This window comes from Rhodococcus sp. IEGM 1366, from assembly GCF_033142425.1.
In the GTDB taxonomy this organism is placed as follows: Bacteria; Actinomycetota; Actinomycetes; order Mycobacteriales; family Mycobacteriaceae; genus Rhodococcus_F; species Rhodococcus_F globerula.
Genome location: NZ_JAWLRZ010000016.1, coordinates 34049 through 52756, shown reverse-complemented (window position 1 = coordinate 52756; position 18708 = coordinate 34049). Strand labels below are relative to the sequence as shown.

Here is an 18708-nt window from a genome sequence, read left to right as displayed (position 1 = left end):
GGAATGGTCCGGTTCAGCCGAGAAGAGGTCCAGGATGCGTTCGAAACCTGGTGGACGATAGGCAATGTCGAGGAGGACTGGACCTCCTGGGCTAACCTGTTCGTCCCCGATGTCACCTACGAGGACTACTTCTGGGGACCGCTCCAGGGTCGCGGCGAGGTCGACCTCTGGATCAACGCGGTCATGAAGGGTGTACCGGCCATTTACACCGTCTACGACTGGCACATCATCGAGGATGAGAAGGTAGTCCTCCAGTGTCAGAACCGCCGCGACAACCCGCACGACGATGGTCCGTCGTACTTCGATTTCCCGGGCCTGACAGTGCTCCGTTACGCCGGTGATGGTCTCTGGGAATCTGAATTCGACTATTGGGACCGTACGGGCGCACGGCGCACGACCGCTCAGTTCCTCGATGCTTGCGAGCGAGCCGGTATCACCGACCCCGTGCAGACTATGACTCGGCGGCACTGGCCCGACGGGCCAGGATGGGCGCGCACCCAGGCGCAGCCTCGGCCGTCCTGGCTCGACCGTCCGGAGCTGCCGGGAATCCAGCGCCCGCACGAGCTGCGGAAGTTGCTGGCAGAAAGACATGCATAAGGGTAAGTCCCTTGAAGTGGTGGGGTTTCGATAAGGCCAGAACCAGCGAAAACGTGTGTCGATGACCTGCTTTGGGTGGGTCATCGCGTAGTGATCAATGAGTACCTCTCACAGTGACTCAGAGAAAGCGATCCACGCGATGACCCAAGACCATTCTGCCTTGCTTGCCCAACTCGATGCACTCACCAGTGCCGATTCGGTATCGGTGTTTGCCGAGTTGATCCGCGCCGGATTACAAGCCCTGATCGAGGCAGAAGCGACCGAAAAGATCGGTGCTGCTTGTCACCAGCGACCGAGCGAGCGCAGTACCCAACGCAACGGCCACCGACCCAAAACCGTCTCCACAACCTCCGGCGACGTGGAGGTGCAGATCCCGAAGCTGCGGTCCGGATCGTTCTTTCCCTCGCTGCTCGAGCGGCGTAGGCGGATCGACAAAGCGTTGCATGCGGTGATCATGGAGGCCTACGTCCACGGCGTCTCCACCCGCAACGTTGACGCCCTCGTCGCCGCCCTTGGCGTCGACTCCGGGATCTCCAAATCGGAGGTCTCGCGGATCTGTGCGCAACTCGATGGTGAGATCGCCCGGTTCCGTGAACGCACCCTGACCCACACCACCTTTCCCTACATCTTCCTTGACGCGACCTACTGCAAAGTCCGTATCTGTGCCCATGTGGTCTCGCATGCGATGGTCGTGGCGACCGGGGTATCAATCGAGGGCACCCGCGAAGTACTCGGCACCGCGGTAGGTGACAGCGAGTCCTTCGAGTTTTGGCGTGAGTTCCTCACCGGCCTCAAAGCGCGCGGCCTAGCAGGAGTGCATCTGGTCATTTCCGATGCCCATGCCGGCTTGAAAGCAGCTCTCACACAACAATTCACCGGCGCATCATGGCAACGGTGCCGAGTTCATTTCATGCGCAACCTACACGGCAAAGTCGCTGCCAAGCAGATCCCACCGGTCATGGCCGCAGTGAAAACAATCTTCGCCCACACCGAACCCGACGCCATCCACGAGCAGTGGGATCAGGTCACCGACACCCTGGCACCGTCGTTCCCGAAGGTTTCCGAGATGATGCGTGAAGCCAAAGCTGACGTCCTGGCGTTCACTGCGTTCCCCAAAGCCCATTGGCAGAAGATCTGGTCGAACAACCCGATCGAACGACTCAACAAGGAGATCAAACGCAGAGCCGACGTCGTCGAAATCTTCCCCAACCCGGCCGCATTCCTGCGGCTCGCGACTGCAGTGGTCATCGAAGCACACGACGAGTGGCAGGTCACCCGCCGCTATGTCTCTGACGTCAGCATGGACGAACTCAGAAAGGTCATCGCCGACAAAGCCCGCGCAGCAGCCACCGCTGGATCTTTGACCAAACAACACCAAATCGCCTAATATCCAACATGACTCGTTGATCACAACGCTAGAGGCTTAATCTGATCCGAAGTCCACCACCCCAAGGGACAATATCCATGCATAAGACGCACCCCGGCTTGTGTCACGGTCAGCGGATCCGGTAGATGCCGGCCCACCGCATCCATGCACAGAGCTGCGTCCACGGATTCAGATAAAGCGCTTCGGGCGCCGCCGCGGCACCCACACGATGCCGCGATTGATCTCAACATCAGTTGTCTCCCACCGCATCATGGCCTTCTCCTGATAGGCATCAATGATGAAATGTGGATGTCGGGCTTCCTCAGTTCGGTGCCGGAAAGCTCCCGCGGTACCAATCGGCGCTCACTGTGCGGCGAGTGATCAGCCACCTTCCGGAGAACTCCGCGATTTCGTCTTGATAACGCACACCCATCACAAGATTTTCCGGATGCTCTGCTCCGGGTGAATCGCCTCTCCAGTGATATGCGACCGCATATGTCTCGACCCAACCCGACTTCGCATCATTGTTCACCTCGGCGATCTGATTTCCGACGAAGTGCATAGTGGACGGGAAGTACTCGACGCCAGTTCTGAGGGTCGGGAAATAGTCCGCGAACGCGGCGGTGTCTCGCGAGCCGGCGACGTAGGCATCATCGGCGAAACATGAGCGAACGAGATCCCAATCGCGTCGGTCGATCCCACGAGTGTAAAGGACCGGTGTCCGCAGGAGACAGCGTTCAGCCCACAGGATCGCATTGTTGGAAGGGGCGTTCATCGGGCAACCTCCTGGATCCAGTCGACGGTCCGGCGCAGCGCCTCGTCGAGCCGAAGCGGATCATAGCTGAGCTGCTTCCGTGTCAGTTCCGATGAGAAGTACGGCTCAGGGAACTTGCGGCGCGCCAACGAGGCCAGAGTGAGGCCCACCTGTTCTTCGAGCTCCGGGCGACGATCGAGCTCCGCGGCGGTGATGTCGACGATACGGTGGTTTCTGCCTGCGATCTCCAGCGCACAGTTGAGGAACTCGGCTGTGCTCGTCACGTCTTCCGGGGATGCGAAAGCGAGGTACTTCTCGCCGCGGACCCCGCGCTCGAGCGCAGCGATCGCGCACGTCGCGACGTCCTCGGCGTAGGACCACGGGATGGGGAAATGTATGTCTTGATCAAGCTCTCCACGCAGCGCGAGCGCGATGCGCAAGTTGTAGCTGGGGGGCACCATAGCTCTGGCCGGCACCGGCGAGGGGCCGAAGGTGCCGCCCGGGATGACGACACATGCATCGAGTCCTTCTTCGGCGCGGCGCATCAGCTCGACGAAGGCTGCTCGCTTGCTGACCGAATAGGGATCAGTAGGGGGTTGGGGGAGGAGCGTGGATTTCTCCGTAAGCGGCTGGTCTACATAGTCGAAGTAGGTAGTTGTGCCCAGGGCGACAGTTCGTTTGACGCCGACCTTCTCGGCCGAATCCAAGACATTTGCGATCCCGCCGGTGTTGACGCGTTCGTGCTCGCCGGGATCCTGTGACGCACCGCCCAACACAGCTGCAGAATGGATGATGTACTCGGCTCCGTCGACGGCTTGGAGCACGTCCTCCGGCGACGTGATGTCGCCCACCTGAGGTTGAACACCCAGTTCGAGGAGTGGCTGGTAGTCGCTACCAGGGCGTACGAGGGCGCGGACGTCGTGGCCGATCTCACGTAACTGGAGACAGATGTTGGCGCCGATAAGTCCGGTGCCACCCGTGACAAGTACTGTGCTCATTCGTGTCCCTTCGAGGGTCGGAAGCCCGGCTGCCGATGGCTAGCCGTGGGGTGCTCCGCTGCGTCAGTTCGTGCGGTCGTCACGAGCGTCACGGATCGCGACGAGTGTGACTGATATTCGTGCAGCCCGGCCGCTGGATGTATGCATACTACATACTTAGTATTGTTTCGCCAGAGCCTTTCGAGTGGGGACTTTGCTGAATCGGTTTCGGCGCGGACCTGCCCGTCCCGATGATCGATCACTCTGTGTGGACTTTCGCTCACCAAACAACTCTCCCGCATCGAAGCGTCGACGACGACGACGACGGCCACCGTCGAGCATCGTGTCACTGTACTGACGTTGCAGTCGATCACCGCCCGGATCCGTTTCCTCACAGGTCAACTCGACGAACTCGATCCGGAGCTGGGTCGGCTGCTGCGCCAGCATCCTGCTGGGCCGGCGTTGCTTGCGCAACCGGGCGTCGGCCCTGTCGTGGCTGCTCGACTGTTGCTCAGCTGGTCTCATCCTGGGCGGGTCCGCAACGAGGCAATGTTCGCCTCACTCGCCGGTGTCGCTCCACTCGAGGCCAGTAGCGGGCAGCGAAGTCGGCACCGACTCAACCGAGGCGGCGACCGGGCTCTGAATCGGGCACTGCACACCGTCGCGATCACCCGGTTGTGGTGTCATCCACAAAGCCGCGCCTACGAAGCCCGCCGAACTTTGGAGGGTAAGACACATCGCGATATTCGACGCTGCCTCAAACGAACCCTCGCCAGGAAGCTCTACCGCGTGATGGAATCCGCTGCCAGAGATGCCAACGACCAGATCTTCGATTGACGAACTGTGAGTCTGGAAGTGGCTGGTCCGGTACTAGCTGGCAGGGTGGTTGTTGCAGGGTGGGTGTTGGTCGCCCCGCCGTAGTCGTGACTCATGACAAGTATGGCTCCTCACGGGTGCCTCGCCTATGAATTGTCCGGCTGCGGCAGGTGGCCGGCGCCGACCCAGCCCACCTCAGTGGCTTGATCAGAAGCATGCCCGACCCTGCGGGTCGTCGCTCATCACAGTTATGCCCCGAAGTGATCCTCTCCGGGCCGGCGCCGGTCGTCAGCGACCGAGTCATCGCCCATTTCAGGAAAGGAGCTGAAGCTGTGAATACCATTGTCGCGCAAACTCATCCATTCGTCATCGGCGTAGACACCCACGCCAAACTCGCACCTACGCAGTCCTCACGGCGTAAGGCCAGCACCTCGGAACCGCAGCATTCCCCAACACCTCGGAACCGCAACATTCCCAATACCTCGGAACCGCAACATTCCCAATACCTCGGAACCGCAACATTCCCAATACCTCGGCAGGCCGTTCCCACGCTATCTCCTGGGCCGTGCGCCGCACCGGCGGCTTTGCCGGCGCACAATGGGTGATCGAGGGAGCAGGAAGCTACGGTGCGCAGCTGGCGCGCGACGCCACCGACACCGGCTACCGTGTCGTCGAGGCTGCCTGATGTACCCCGAGTTTCGTGGAGTCGTGATATTTGACTTCAGGCTACGGGTTGACGTGTGAAGTGTACGTTCTCGAACTCGATCGGTGTCAGCATTCCGAGGGCACTGTGTCGGCGTTGGCGGTTGTGGAAGATCTCGAGGTATTCGAACATGGCGTTGGGCAGTTCGATTCTCGTTTTCCATCGTTTCCGGTTCAAGAGTTCGATTTGCATTCGGCCCCAGAAAGATTCGATGACGGCGTTGTCATAGCAATCACCGATCGATCCCATCGGCGGGACCAGTCCTGAGTCGTGGGCCCGGCGGGTGAACGCCCACGATGTGAATTGCACTCCGTGGTCCGAGTGAATGAGTGTGCCGGGTGTCGGGACCCGATTCGAAATGGCCATTCCCAGAGCGTTCGTCACCAATGTCGCTGTCTGCGAGCTGTCGATCGACTAGCCGACGACCCGCCTCGAAAACGCATCCAAGACAACGGCACAGTAAACCTTGCCTTCACGCGTGGGATGTTCCGTAATATCCGTGACCCACAGTTTGTTCGGTTCGTCGCGGGTGAACTTACGGTCCACGAGATCGCTCGCGCTCGGGGTCTGATGCTTGGAACGCGCACGCTTGTTTCCTGGAAGTCCTTTCACACCAGCAGTTCTCCTTAACAATTCGATACAGCCGTGCCCCACGGCAATACTGTGACCAAGGGTGAGTTCGGCGTGGACCCGGCGGGCACCGTAGGTGCCATGCGAGGCGGTGTGAACCTCGGTGATCAGCTGTGTCAGCCAGGCATGTCGCAGTGAGCGTTCTGAGGGTGGCCGGTTTCCGTCACTCGTAGAAACCGGACTCCGATACCTCCAGAACTCGGCACGCCGTCTGGACGGGTAGTCCTTCCTTGGCCATCACTTTTATCGCTTCGAACCGCCTTTGCGGCCGCCACCGACTTCAGCAACTCGGTGGAGCGTTTGGCAATGGCAAGTTCGGTTTCCAATTCCCCGATTCGACGACGGACAGCGGCGAGTTCAGCGCTCTCGATCGAGCTCAGGCCCGGCTTCTGCCCTGTATCGATGAGCTCCTGGCCCAAGCCAGTTGTAGTGCTCTGCTCGGTGACATCGAGCCCTGAGGCGACCTCGGCGACCGTGCGGCCTGACTTCAACAGGTCGAGAACTTTTCGGCGGAACTGAAGGTGGATAGCGTCGGGGCATCGTGGACCTCTCTCGGGTGCATCAATGCCTGAAGTAAAACAAACGAACTCCGGAAAACTTGGGGTACATCATCATCTCCGGAAACTCCGGTGCGATTCAACCACTGAAGGGTGATCAAGAAATCAGCCATCTAGGTTCTGAAGTCGTTTGACGGAGAATACTTTATATTTTACGCTCAGCTGACTGTGGCTGAGATCACGGCGTGGTGTTGGTCACCGGCAGTTCGGCTGGACCTATGCAAGGGAGAGAAAGTTGTTCATCGATACGAAGGAGGGGCGCCGTCCGCGCGTCACGTCGGCTTGGGGCAGAGGCGCGCTCGCGCTGGCTACAGTCGGTGTGCTCTCGCTCTCGGCATGCAGCGCTAGTGGAGACGACACAGGCGCTGATGGCCCCATCAATATCGGCATGATCATTCCGTTGACGGGACCCGTGCCGCAGCCGACGTACGTGAAGGCTGCGGAGTTGCGGATCAACGAGATCAACGCGGATGGGGGCATTGACGGTCGAAACGTGGAGTTGAGCGTCTACGATATGGGAGCCGACCCGAACTCGGCGGTCAATGCCACCAACAAGGCGATCGCGGACGGCGTGGACATCGCGATCGGTGTGCCCTGGACCAGCGCGGCAAAGGCTGTCCGGCCGGTGCTGGAGCGGGCCGGTCTGCCTTTGCTCTATATGGCCAACACGGCCGAACTCAGCAAGGACGTGTTCGACTCCGATAACTATTTCGCGCTCCAGGCGCCTTCGAGTGCGCTGGGTGCAGCCGACGCCGAGTTCGTCAAGGAAGTGCTGAAGGCCGAGAACCCCGCCCTGACCAGTACCACTGACGAAGGTTCACAGGTTGTGATCGGGAAGGTTCGGGAGGCGATCACAGAAGCTGGTCTGCAGATCCAGAGTGATCAGAAGGTCGCCCCGACTGTGACCGACATGACCCCCCAGGTCCTCAACCTCAAGGGCGCGGACGTCATCGTGACGAACAACACGCCTGCAGTGGACACGATCCTGATTCGCAACGCCCGCCAGAACGGCGTCGACGTCCCGATTATCTTGTCAACGGCAGGGCCGGAGCAGGTGGCCAACAATCTGACCCCCGCGGATCAACTTCGTGATGTCTACTACCCGGGTGTCTGTGCCGCCGACATCCCCCTGGAGCACAACACTGTCGAAGAATCCAAGCCATACCTGACGGCATGGGCGGCCGAGTACGGCGACCTGAAGCAGGGGACGTTCGCCGCCATGTCGTACGACGCCGTGGGTATTGCGGCCGAGGCGTTCGCGAAGGTCGGCACCGGCAACTCCGAGGCGCTCATTAACTATCTGACCAACGCGGTCGACTTTGTCGGCGCCTGCGGTGCGTACAAGTCTGACCCGACGACGAACATTCTTGCGCTTCCTGAGAACGTCTTCATAGTGTCCATCGAAAATGGGCAGCTCAAGGCAGTTGACTGATAGTGGATACCTTCATTTCGACGATGACTTCGGGCGTGAGCCAGGGCAGCATTGCGGTCATGGCCGCGCTCGGGTTAGTGGTGATCAGCAAGGCGACGGGCGTGATTAACTTCGCCCATGGTGACGTTCTGACCGTAGGGGCATATATCGCCTTCGTGCTTATCGCGTTGCATTCGTTCCCGATTTGGCTCGGGTATGTGTGTGCAATCGTCGCCGGAGCCGCGGTAGGACTAGGCATGGAACGTCTGGCGTATCGTCCGATTCGAACGCGATCCACACTGAGCATCATGGTGACCCTGTTTGCCGTTGGGCTGTTTATACGCGAGTTGCTGGTGCTATGGCAGGGATCTGAAACGCATCCGTTGGAGCCGCTAGTCGGATATAAATCGGTCCAGATCGGAGAGGCGGTCATTCCCTATCAGAGCATATTGATCGTGGGCGTGATGCTTGTGTCGGTGGCTGCGCTCGTCTTTCTCTTCGAGCGAACGCAGCTCGGCCGCCAGTTCCGAGCTTTGGCTGCTGATCGGGACACAGCGTTCCTCGTTGGGATCCGTGCAGGCTTATTGTCGAGTCTCGCGTTCGTTATGGCGGGAGCGCTCGCGGCATTGGCAGGGGTTCTGCTCGCGCCGGTGCTGTCGGTCAGTCCGACACTGGGCTTCGGTGTTCTTCTTATGGCGTTCGCGACAACGGTGCTCGGCGGTACAGACCGATTCGTCGGCATCATGGTAGCCGGACTGGCCTTGGGCCTGGTCCAGGCGTTTGCCACGACCTATGTGTCTTCGACCTACTCCACGGTCTATCCGTTCATCATCCTCGTCGTGGTGCTCGCCATCCGGCCTGACGGTCTATTCAAGAGCCAAGTGAAGGTGAGGTACTGATGCTGGCGGTCGACGAATCGGTGGAGGGTTCCCCGCCATCTGCAATGCGTGCATCTGCAATGCGTGCGAGACCGATCCAGGCCCGGCCAGGTCGCGTGCGGCTTCATGTCACGTTGTTCCTCGTCTTTATTGGTGTTCTGGCGTCTGCACCGTTGTGGACTACGAACAACTACCAGTGGGGAATCCTCAACCAGGCAATGGTGTTCGTCGTCTTCGCTGCGGGGTTCTATTTCGTCTTCGGAATGAGTGGTCAGTTCAACTTCGCGCACGGCGGCTTCTTCGCAATCGGAGCGGTCGTCTCCGCCAAGGCTGCAGGCGAGAATCACTTCTGGCTTGGGTTCGTGGCTGCCATCGTGGTGTGCGTGGCATTGGGGGCGCTGTTTCGCTTTGCGCTCCGGAAGGTGAATGCGATCTACTTCGCAATCGCTACATTCGCCCTCAACGGCATTGCGCTCGTGGTCGTGCAGAGCTGGACATGGTTGTCGGGTGGATTCGCGGGGCTCAGTGGTTTGGCCGTCCCGACGTTTTTCGGCAGAGCCCTTCCGACGCCCGACAACGTGTATTGGTTGTACGCAGCGATGGCGGCAGTTGCGGTCGGTCTCGGGGTCCTGCTGGAGCTTTCCCCGCTTCGGCGCTATGTGCTAGTTGCGCGTGACAACCGCGGAATCCTGAAGACACTCGGCGTGAGTGCTAGCCGGATCGAACTGATCATGTTCGCCTTGGGCTGTGCCTTTGCGGGAGCGGCGGGTTCCATGTATGCGCACATGATCGGTTTTTTGAGCGGATTCTCTTTCTCCGAGACCATTTCGCTCAATGTGTTCCTGATGGTCATTATGGGTGGCGTCTCGGTGGTATGGGGTGCTGTCATCGGTGCGTACTTGTTGACGTGGTTACCAGAGCTCCTTCGTGGCCTGGCGGAGCATGCCGCGCTGGTCTACGCCGCCTTGCTTGTTGGTGTGCTGTTGTTGGTACCCAAGGGCATCACTGGTGTGTTAGAGCGCGCATGGAAGGTGGTTCGTCGTGCTTGAGGTTGAGAAGCTGACGGTGCGATTCGGGAACGTCGTCGCGGTTGATGCAGTGACATTGTCGGCGGACGCTGGTGAAACGCTGGGTATAGTCGGGCCGAACGGCTCAGGGAAGTCGACTTTCCTCAACGCGATCAATCGCCTCGTTCCATCGACTGGCCGGATCAAGGTCAATTCTGTTGAGACCGAGGACATGCCGTTCCGAAGCTCAGGCGTCCGGTTCGGTCGTACATTCCAGACTCCGCAGATTCATCCTGACCTGACCTGCTTGGAGAACGTGGCCCTCGGCTCACCTAACCGGTTCGGAACGGGCCTGTTGGGGGCGTGGGCCGGCTTTGGCTCGGCGCGCAAGGCCGAACGCAAACGGCTCCAGCTGGCCGAGGAGTACCTCGAACTTGCCAAAGTGCCGCCGGCCGTATTTCACCAACTGAGCGGCGAACAGCCGTTGTCAGTTGCTCGTGGGATCGAGATGGCCCGTGCCCTCGCCAGGGAGCCACACATCATCCTTCTCGACGAGCCGGCCGCTGGACTGAACGACGATGAGACAGCGGAGCTTGCTGAGGTGATTCGCAACATTCGATCGGAGAGCCGTTGCACGATTGTGATTGAACATAAGATCGACTTCATTGACCACGTTTCGGACAAGGTCGTCGTCTTCGAGTCCGGGCAGGTGGCGGCAATGGGTCCGCCTGGCGAGATCTGGACGGATCCGCGCGTTATCGAGGCTTATTTGGGGGTTGCTCATGCTGAGGATTGAGGACGTACGCGTTTCCTACAACGGTATTGACGCGGTTCACGGCGTCAGCCTTGAGATCGGCGCCGGGGAGGCAGTGGCGCTGCTGGGGCCGAACGGAGCCGGCAAGAGTTCGACCCTGAAGGCCATCGTCGGGGCAGTCAAGTCCAGCGGGCGCATTGAGTTTGACGGCAATGACCGCAAGCGCTCACCCGATACGCTTGCGCGCGCTGGCCTCATGTTGGTTCCAGAGGGTCGGCATCTCTTCAAATCGATGACGGCACACGAGAACATCCTGGTTGGTGAGAGCGCCCGTCGAGGCCGCCCTGGCCCGACAGTCAGCGAAGTGTACGATCTGTTTCCTGCCTTGGTTCCATTGCGAGACCGCGCAGCCTGGGCATTGTCCGGCGGCGAGCAGCAGATGGTTGCGGTGGGTCGCGCTTTGGCTGGGAGTCCTCGACTGCTGTTGCTGGACGAGCCGTCGATGGGGCTGGCGCCTCTGGTAATCGCGAATCTCTATGAGGCGCTGGCGCAGGTGCTCGACTCGGTGACAGTCTTGGTCGTCGAGCAGAACACTCAGGCTGCCCTCGGCTTGAGCGGGCGGGCGTATGTGATGGCGAATGGCCGCATACAGATTGAAGCCACCTCTGATGAGCTGGCTGGGCAGAAGCGACTGGTTGACTCCTATCTTGGCCGCACAGATGTCGCAGCCCCGATCGAACATGATTCACAATCGGCCGCAGACGCCAGCGACGGCAGGGGAGAGCGGTGCCACTTGGGATTGCAACCCTCGGATCAGGGTGAGCATCCGGCGTTGTGATCATGCGAGGCATGTGGGTTGCTAGGTGATTTGGCGTTGGTTGGTCAGGTACTCCCGCGGTGTCCACGGCATGTTACCCAATCGGGCCTCCTCCTGGTGTGAGCGCGGTTCGTTGGCAGCTGCATTTCGACACGAGATCGTCGGCGCAGGGAGTCGGAGACCCGGAGCTCTACCGTGGGGCGCACGAGATGGCTGAGTGGGGGGACCATCACGGGATGCACCAGGTGTTGTTTAGCGAACATCACGGCGCAGCCGATGGGTATCTGCCGAGTCCAATGGTTATGGCCGGAGCTTTGTCGGCTGCGACGGAACACTGCACGGTCGCTCTCAAGGCTCTAGTACTTACTCTCAAGGATCCAGCGGCCGCTGCGGAAGACGCTGCTGTTGTTGATCAACTGTCGAACGGCCGCCTTGAGATCAGGGTTGTGCCGGGCTATGCCCAAGCCGACTTTGCCATGTACGGAGTCGACCCGAAAGTATCGGATCTCTGTCTTCGAGTCGAAGCTCGAGGCTATTGTTGCCGCGCTTGCGGGTGATCCCGTTGAGTATGAGGGTCGTCGCTTCCGCGTCACGCCCAGGTCCGTACAGCGTCCCCGGCCCCCGGTGTTGGTCGGCGGCGCGAGTCCGGCGAGCGCTCGTCGGGCAGCGCGCTTCGGGGACGGTTTTTCCCCAGGATCCCAACCAGCGTTTGGTCGACATGTAGGTTGCTGAGGCCCATCGCTTGGGGCGCGCGGAGGGCCTGGTTGTGGGATGTCGGCAACCGATGGCCGTACATGTAATCGAAGACGTCGAAGGCGCTTGGAGAAGGTTCGGCCCCCTATCTGGCCGATGAGCTCAACGCTTACGGTCTGATGACGCCTCGGGGTGAAGGCGGTCCCTACGAGGAGATGGGTGCCGTGGCAGATGCTCGTGCGGCAGGCCTATATGCGATTGTGACTCAGGACGAGTGTGTCGAGTTGGTGCGGTCTCCCGTAGAGAACTGCGCTCAGTTTCAAGCCGCTCGTCTCGGGTGCCGACCCCGCCATCGGCTGGGAATCACTGGAGTTGTTCGTGGCATCGGTCCTGCCTCGCTTGCGCGAAGAGTGACTAATCCCGCCGGTGGAATGAGCCGGCCTCGTGAGTGGGTGGCTGCGCAGGGCCGGTTCTCGAGAGCAATCGCGCAACGGTTTGGATGGATCAACGTAATCTGAGGAGAGAAATGAGCAGTGCTATCGCGAACGAGGATCTTTCTGAGCCGGCGGGGATCCCACCGGTCGAGGTCGGAACGATGCTGTTCACCATGGTCGAGCCCCACGCTGGACGGGTCGTTGCCTATAACGACTGGTATGAGCGAGACCATCAGTTCGGTGGGGCGACGCTGGGTGCTCACTTTTTCTCCAACCGGCGTTGGGTTGCAACTCGGGCACTCAAGAAGCTGCGCTTTCCTGCCTCGGACGGCATCATCGACGACGTGAGTCAGGGCTCGTTCCTTGCGACCTACTGGAAGGAGAAGGGAGCGGAGGAGGAAGCGGAGGATTGGGCGCGCGGTCAGTGGCACTGGCTTAATGCGCGCGGACGCATCTCCAGCGATCGCGACCACGTCCACACCGCCGACTATCGCCTTCTGTCGGTGACTCGCCAACAGCAGGAGCGCGTGCCCCTGGAGCTCGCCTTGCTCCATCCATTCAAGGGCCTGCTGGTGACGATGATCAGCAAGCCGACGGACGCGCAGGAGGGTGTAGTCGCGCAGTTGGAGGCGATTGCTTCGGAGACGGTGGTGGACAATGGCGTTGCGCTGCTTTCGACGTGGGAGAAAACGTGGCCCGGTGGCTTCAGGGGCGAGCAGGTCCTCGTTCCGACGGCGTCGAAGGACGAGCCGGTCTTGCTGCAAATGGGATTCTTGCGCGAGGAGCCCGAGCATTCTTGGCACGCGGTGCGGGCATACGCTGCCCGAGTTGAGTCGGAAACAGAGCAGGAGATCCGTTTTGCGAGCGGCTTTGTTCCGACCGTTCCTGGCACAACGGAGCGCCTGGACGAAATCTGACGATCGGGGTTGGGACTGGGCATGAGCTATGCGGGGCCGGATTCGCCTCGTCGATCCTGCCGGCGTGGGCGCGCAAGTCCACACAGGTGTCCGAGGTGTTCCGCTGTTGTACCTGCACGGCCTTCCACCAGCGATTTCGGGCCCGCTCTGGAGCAGTTCCTCGGCTCCGGTGCCGGCCTCCTCGATCACCCGGCTGACCACGAAGTGGCAGGACGAGGCCGCAGCGTTCGGGAAACGGGACCTCTCGCAGGTCGACTACGTGTACCTCTGGGTCGACGGGAACCACGTGAAGGTGCGGCTCGAGCAGAAGAAATTGTGCCTGCTGGTCATGCTCAAGATCCGCGCCGACGGGCGTAAGGAACTCGTCGCGCTCACCGACGGTTACCGCGAGTCGACCGCATGCTGGGCGGATCTGCTGCGGGATTGCCGTCGGCGAGGAATGCGGGCCCCGGTGTTGGCGGTCGGGGATGGGGCGTGGGGGTTCCGGCGGGCGTTGCAGGAGGTGTTTCCGGAGACCAGGGAGCAGCTGTGCTGGTTCCATAAGCAAGCCAATGTTCTTGCTGCGCTCCCGAAGTCGGCGCATGCTGGTGCTTTGGCGGCGATGAACGACATCAACAACGCAGAGGACATCGACAAGGCGCAGCTCGCGATCTCGGCGTTCGAGCGGGACTACGGCGGCAAGTATCCGAAGGCGGTTGCGAAGATCGTCGATGACGCCGACGTTGTTGCTCGAGTACTTCCGATATCCGGCCGAGCATTCGGTGCATCTGCGTACGACGAATCCAAACGAAAGTACTTTTGTCACAGTGCGTTTATGTACCAAGGTCACCAAAGCCCGGGTCTCGGGCGGCGGGGATGGCGATGGCCCACAAGCTGATAGAAGCGGCACAGGCGCGGTGGCGGGCTGTCAACGCTCCTCAGTTGGTCGCACTGGTGCGGGCCGGTGCGTTGTTCCACAAGGGCAAGCTCATCGAGCGGCCCGTCGACATCACCCCGGAACCGTCACCCGACACCTGGTATCTGAGGTCGCCTCACGATCCCTAATCCACAGGATTTGACTATGCCTCCGCGGGAAATCAACGCCAGCTGTAAGAGTCGCTCGGGATAAGGATCCAGAGCGCAGATCGGCGACCCAGATAGCTGGTCCGCTCAAGCGCACCGTTCCCTCAAACCAGGTTGGGTCAGTGATGCAGATCGTTAAGGATCTTGGCCAGTTCAGCAGGGCGGCTGACCATCACCATATGGCCGGCATCTATGTCGATGGTCCGGTCACAGCCGATCCGTTTCCGCATCTCATCTTGGGTTTGGGGCGGGAAAGTCCTGTCGCGGAGCGGTCGGATCCATGTGCGATCAACTTTCGGGTCGAGCGTAAGGACCTTCGGCGTCTCGCGCGTCGGCCAGTATGCCTCGGGAACCTGCAAATCCAGGAACCACCGCGCCTGCGCCTCATCCATGTCGTAGCAGAGCATCTCCTTCAATAGCTCGTAAGGGAGCAACTGGACATCGGGGTCGGGCTTGAGTTCTTCCACCTGGGCGCGCGTTTCTTCGTCGACCATCTGGATGAGGGTCGCTCCTTCGCCGAGGATCGAAGCGGAGATGAACACTACATGGCGGACTCGATCCGCCAGTTCGGCTGCGATCGCGGGCACGGTCAACCCACCCATGGAGTGCCCGACAAGGACGATGTCGTCAGCGCCAGACCTCTTGATGTCGGCGACAGCGGACTCGACCCAGTCGTCGATCCGAACCTTGTCCAGGGGTGCCGGATGCCGACCACGACCCGGCATATCGATCGCCAAGCTCGGATACGCCAACTGAGACATAGTTGGCTCCCAGCTCCGCGCGGTGTTGCCGCCGCCGTGAACGAAAACGAACGTCATTTCTGTGCTCCCTATCAATAGGATGGTTCAACTGCACTCGGAGGACGAAGGGCTCTGATCAAGTGATGCCTGAGGTCTCCTGCGCCAGGCCTCCAGCTCGCGCCCGCACCGCTCATGTCGGTCCGACTGACATCATGAGGGCGTTCGCTGCACCAGTGAGAACGGCCAACCCCCGGTAGTTCGAACGTCCCAGTTCGCTCCTTTGAATCAAGGCTCAGACTGGTTGGTTGACCCATAGTATTTTATATAGTGTCCAAACATTTTATATAGGTCGCACACATCAGAAGCAAGGGGCTCCGCGCCGCACTCACTAGTGCCGCACCTGTGAGCCTTGCCTCGTCGCGGACACGCCGTCGAGACTCGGCTTGTCCGCAACGGCATCGGTCAACCTGGTTAGGTGTCAGCGCGAGTGCGAGAACTCGACGACGATGAAGGCAAACGGCTGGTCCGTATCATCTGACGCGGCAACGCATTTGGTGGTGACCTGGCGACACGCCCAGATGATCTTGCTCTTCGCCCAAGACATGTACCCACGATCGCAGAGGACCGCTTCACCAGCGCTGACTGGGCCCCCGACGTGATCCACAACTTTGTGTGCGGCGTCAGCAACTCGTCGCGATCTGCCGATGCCGCTCCGTACACGTTCGTCGCCGCCGATGCCCTCGTGCTCGAGGTCCGCGAAAACTGGCGGGTGGTCAACGCCCACACTCTGGTGGCGGTCGGGGTCAACGCCGACGGCTACCGCGAGATCCTGGGCGTGGATGTCACCTATGCCGAGGACGGGCCGGTTGGTTGAGCTTCTTCCGCGGGCTGGCGGCCCGCGGCCTGACCGGGGTGCAGCTGGCGACCTCCGATGCGCATGCCAGGCTGGTGGCGGCGATCGGTGCGACCCTGCCCGGCGCCACCTGGCAGAGATGCAGGACTACTCCACCAACTTGATGGCGGTGACCCCGAAGGCGTCGTGGCCCTGGGTGAAAACGCTGTTGCATTCGCTCTACGACCAACCCAACGCGGATTCGGTGTACGCCCAATGCGATCGGGTCATCGATGCGCTCGAGGTGAAGCTGCCGAAGGTCGCCGACCACCTCGACAGGGCACGCCCGGATCTGTTGGCGTTCAACGCGTTTCCCAAGCAGATCTGGAGGCAGATCTGGAGCAACAATCCGCAGGAGCGCCTCGATAAAGAAATCCGCCGCAGAACCGATGTGGTCGGAATCTTTCCGGATCGTACCGCTTGATCTGGCTCGTCGGAGTCGTCGGCAGGGCCTTTGCAGGAGGCGCGAAGCGCGCGTGCTGCAGTGGCGCTTTTGCGATTCGGCACGGTGTGGTGTTCTCCGCGGGTTTCCTGCTTTCGCGTTCAATATATTATATTGAAGTAGTTTATATGACAATAATTCAAAAATCTTGCATCTGCAGACAGGGAGGGGTAGCGATGAGCTACGAGCACGCCCCACGCCCCGAACCGTCTGTCCCGGCCGTCGTCTACGATGCGGTATGTGCCGTTGCGGGAGAGTCCGCCGGTGGGGGCTTGCGCTAGCACTGGTCTCCTACGCCGTGCCCACTGGTGCGCCGCCGCCCGCCGGAACGGTGCTGTTCTCACCGTAGCTGGACCTGACCTGCACCTCGCAGACATTTGTAAGGCGCGCAGGCAGCGACCTGTGTTTCCCGCTCTCAGCGGCGCGCGACGCTGCGGAGCACTGTCTTCATGGACCCGGCCGACGATCCGTTGGCTTCCCCTCTGTTCGCTGCGCGTGCCGGATTCGCGCCGACGCTGACGTTCGCCAACGCGGAAGAGATCGAGCTCTGCGGTGCCCTCGCGCTGACCGGGCGGCTCGCCGAGCGGGAGCTCAGTTGCGCTCGGGGTAGTGCCGGGCGTCCCGCACTCTTGGCCGTCGGTGCAGCCGGGTCGACCGCAGGCTATCGCGGTGATGGGGCGCTCCGGAGCCTTCCTCCGGGCGCACGCTGGCGGCACGGTGAATGCGGACTGGACGAGGTCATCGGTGATGACCGATAGCACCTAACCGTGTAGGTGCCATGGTTGTATAAAATACATAATTATTCGTAGTTCGAGGAGGGACTTATGGAGCTCGACGGTAAGACAGCGATCGTGACCGGCGCCGGCGGCGCCGGCGTCGGTGGTCTCGGGGTGGTGTTCGCCGAGGCGCTCGCCGATGCCGGTGCCGCCGTGGTGGTCGTCGACATCGACCGTGAGGCGGCCGAGGAGGTTGCCTCCAGGATCGTGGACAAGGGACACCGTGCGCTCGGCGTTGCTGCCGATGTCGCCGACGAGGAGCAGGTGACGGCCATGGTCGATGCCGCCTGCCGAGAGTTCAGCGGGGTCGACATCCTGGTCAACAATGCGGGTCTCGCTCGTGGCAAGTGGAGCGAGGGCCTCGAACTCGGGGCCGAGGACTGGATGCGAATTTTCGCGGTGAACTCGCTCTCGCCGCTGCTCTGCGCACGGGCGTGCCGCCCGAGCATGGTGGCTCGCGGAGGCGGTGCGATCATCAACTTGGCGTCGAGTGCCGCGTACATGGAGACAGGCGCTTACAGCGTCACCAAGCTCGCAGTAGTCGGGATGACCCAGATGATGGCGACCGAGCTCGGGAGCGAGAACATCCGAGTCAATGCGATCGCACCGGGGATGATGACGGCGAAGATTCCCGAGGAGCTGATTCGGCAGCAGTTGGCGCTTCAGCGGCTATCGCGACAGGGCAGGCCCGAAGACCTCACAGGCGCGCTGCTCTATCTGGCCTCGCCGCACTCGTCGTTCATGACGGGCCAGACCTTGCTGGTTGACGGGGGAACGATCCGGGGACGGATCTGACTCCATCCCCGGCCGCATTCCGGTCCATAACGGGCGCGCCAGCGGCCCTCTCGAAGTCGAAACTACGTCGAGGGGGGCCGCTGGCCGAAACTGTCGTCCGGCATTCACGTTTGGAACTGAAGCGGTGAAGTCTTCCGCTGGCGGGTCGTCGATCGTGGTCACATGCACTTTACGAAGAACTTCGAACATTGGGATATAGCAGCTACAGCTCGATCCGCGACTACTTGAGACCGCTGCGTAACATCGGCGCGGCGCCGGCCAGAAAACAGGTCCCGAAGGTCCGGCGGATCACATCCTGGATGTTGCGTCACCGAAGGCAACCTCACTGACGACGAGCCGATCGGACTAAAGCAGGTCCTCGCCAGTTGCCTACATCTCGAAGCAACTGCAGCGCATGTCGCATCGTTTGCGGAGATGCTCACCGAACGCCTTGGGAAACAATTGAACTCGTGGATGGCTGCCGTCGTAGCAGTTGGTCTTCCGCACTTGCATCGCTTCGTTCGAGGCCCCGACACCGACCACGCTGCCGTCCGTAATGGGCTGACCCTGCCCTGTAATTCCAGCGCCGTCGAAGGCCACGTGAACTGAATCAAGATGCTCAAACGGCAAATGTACGGCCGTGCCGGATTCGACCTACTCCCCAGACGAATACTCCTCAGCAACTGGCACATTCAAAATCGATTCCGGAAA

17 protein-coding genes and 3 pseudogenes are annotated in these 18708 nt (G+C 60.9%); 15 read left to right on the top strand and 5 right to left on the bottom strand.

Features of this window, described 5'->3' with window-relative positions; translation table 11 throughout:
- Positions 1-3: 3 nt before the first annotated feature.
- Entirely contained in the window at positions 4-597 is a 594-nt protein-coding gene (locus R4P64_RS31325; RefSeq protein WP_317824116.1) for a nuclear transport factor 2 family protein, read from the top strand.
- Positions 598-736: 139 nt separating this feature from the next.
- The gene (locus R4P64_RS31320; protein WP_317824115.1) at positions 737-1984 is read left to right on the top strand and encodes an IS256 family transposase; all 1248 of its coding nucleotides are present in this window, start codon (positions 737-739) and stop codon (positions 1982-1984) included.
- 301 nt (positions 1985-2285) lie between these two features.
- Here the strand turns inward: R4P64_RS31320 and R4P64_RS31315 are convergent, their stop codons facing one another.
- Both R4P64_RS31315 and R4P64_RS31310 read right to left on the bottom strand, forming a co-directional pair.
- A complete protein-coding gene (locus R4P64_RS31315; protein WP_317824114.1) occupies positions 2286-2738 on the bottom strand; it encodes a nuclear transport factor 2 family protein in 453 nt (150 codons plus the stop codon).
- Positions 2735-3715 carry an NAD-dependent epimerase/dehydratase family protein gene (locus R4P64_RS31310; RefSeq protein ID WP_317824113.1) on the bottom strand — a complete coding sequence of 327 codons (981 nt, stop codon included), beginning with the start codon at positions 3713-3715 and terminating at the stop codon, positions 2735-2737. The genes R4P64_RS31315 and R4P64_RS31310 overlap by 4 nt, the downstream gene beginning before the upstream one ends.
- Positions 3716-4054: 339 nt before the next feature.
- On the opposite strand from R4P64_RS31310, the gene R4P64_RS31305 reads away from it, so the two are divergent.
- Positions 4055-4531, top strand: coding sequence for a transposase (locus R4P64_RS31305; protein WP_411742743.1), 477 nt, complete (start codon positions 4055-4057; stop codon positions 4529-4531).
- A 700-nt stretch (positions 4532-5231) separates the two neighbouring features.
- Here R4P64_RS31305 and R4P64_RS31300 read toward each other — a convergent pair.
- Positions 5232-6383: pseudogene (locus tag R4P64_RS31300) on the bottom strand (IS3 family transposase).
- Positions 6384-6635: 252 nt separating this feature from the next.
- On the opposite strand from R4P64_RS31300, the gene R4P64_RS31295 reads away from it, so the two are divergent.
- The 9 genes and pseudogenes from R4P64_RS31295 (at position 6636) to R4P64_RS31265 (ending at position 14355) form a co-directional block, all read left to right on the top strand.
- Positions 6636-7832, top strand: coding sequence for an ABC transporter substrate-binding protein (locus tag R4P64_RS31295; RefSeq protein ID WP_317824112.1), 1197 nt, complete (start codon positions 6636-6638; stop codon positions 7830-7832).
- A gap of 2 nt (positions 7833-7834) precedes the next feature.
- Complete coding sequence (locus R4P64_RS31290) at positions 7835-8710, top strand: branched-chain amino acid ABC transporter permease (protein ID WP_317824111.1); 876 nt, start codon at positions 7835-7837, stop codon at positions 8708-8710.
- A complete protein-coding gene (locus R4P64_RS31285; protein WP_317824110.1) occupies positions 8710-9738 on the top strand; it encodes a branched-chain amino acid ABC transporter permease in 1029 nt (342 codons plus the stop codon). The genes R4P64_RS31290 and R4P64_RS31285 overlap by 1 nt, the downstream gene beginning before the upstream one ends.
- Before the next feature lie 49 nt (positions 9739-9787).
- Positions 9788-10492, top strand: coding sequence for an ABC transporter ATP-binding protein (locus R4P64_RS31280; RefSeq protein WP_317824108.1), 705 nt, complete (start codon positions 9788-9790; stop codon positions 10490-10492).
- Complete coding sequence (locus R4P64_RS31275; RefSeq protein WP_317824107.1) at positions 10479-11288, top strand: ABC transporter ATP-binding protein; 810 nt, start codon at positions 10479-10481, stop codon at positions 11286-11288. Before R4P64_RS31280 ends, R4P64_RS31275 begins: the two co-directional genes overlap by 14 nt.
- Positions 11289-11347: 59 nt before the next feature.
- The gene (locus tag R4P64_RS34155; RefSeq protein WP_411742742.1) at positions 11348-11824 is read left to right on the top strand and encodes an LLM class flavin-dependent oxidoreductase; all 477 of its coding nucleotides are present in this window, start codon (positions 11348-11350) and stop codon (positions 11822-11824) included.
- Complete coding sequence (locus R4P64_RS34150; protein ID WP_411742741.1) at positions 11724-11999, top strand: LLM class flavin-dependent oxidoreductase; 276 nt, start codon at positions 11724-11726, stop codon at positions 11997-11999. Before R4P64_RS34155 ends, R4P64_RS34150 begins: the two co-directional genes overlap by 101 nt.
- Positions 12000-12486: 487 nt before the next feature.
- Positions 12487-13311 (top strand): hypothetical protein, encoded by an 825-nt coding sequence (locus R4P64_RS31270; protein WP_317824106.1) that lies wholly within the window; start codon positions 12487-12489, stop codon positions 13309-13311.
- Positions 13308-14355 (top strand): annotated as a pseudogene (locus tag R4P64_RS31265) (IS256 family transposase). The gene R4P64_RS31270 and the pseudogene R4P64_RS31265 overlap by 4 nt, the downstream one beginning before the upstream one ends.
- Before the next feature lie 137 nt (positions 14356-14492).
- Here R4P64_RS31265 and R4P64_RS31260 read toward each other — a convergent pair.
- Together R4P64_RS31260 and R4P64_RS31255 are read right to left on the bottom strand one after the other, a co-directional pair.
- On the bottom strand, positions 14493-15191 hold the full coding sequence (locus tag R4P64_RS31260) for an alpha/beta hydrolase (protein ID WP_317824105.1): 699 nt from the start codon (positions 15189-15191) through the stop codon (positions 14493-14495).
- 400 nt (positions 15192-15591) lie between these two features.
- Positions 15592-15717, bottom strand: a complete 126-nt coding sequence (locus R4P64_RS31255) for a hypothetical protein (protein WP_317824104.1) — start codon at positions 15715-15717, stop codon at positions 15592-15594.
- A gap of 87 nt (positions 15718-15804) precedes the next feature.
- Here R4P64_RS31255 and R4P64_RS31250 point away from each other — a divergent pair.
- The 3 genes and pseudogenes from R4P64_RS31250 to R4P64_RS31240 all read left to right on the top strand — a co-directional run.
- Positions 15805-16426, top strand: a pseudogene (locus R4P64_RS31250) (transposase); the annotation flags it as partial.
- A 470-nt stretch (positions 16427-16896) separates the two neighbouring features.
- Positions 16897-17205, top strand: coding sequence for a hypothetical protein (locus tag R4P64_RS31245; protein ID WP_317824103.1), 309 nt, complete (start codon positions 16897-16899; stop codon positions 17203-17205).
- A gap of 66 nt (positions 17206-17271) precedes the next feature.
- Complete coding sequence (locus tag R4P64_RS31240) at positions 17272-18018, top strand: glucose 1-dehydrogenase (protein ID WP_317824102.1); 747 nt, start codon at positions 17272-17274, stop codon at positions 18016-18018.
- Positions 18019-18708: the final 690 nt, after the last annotated feature.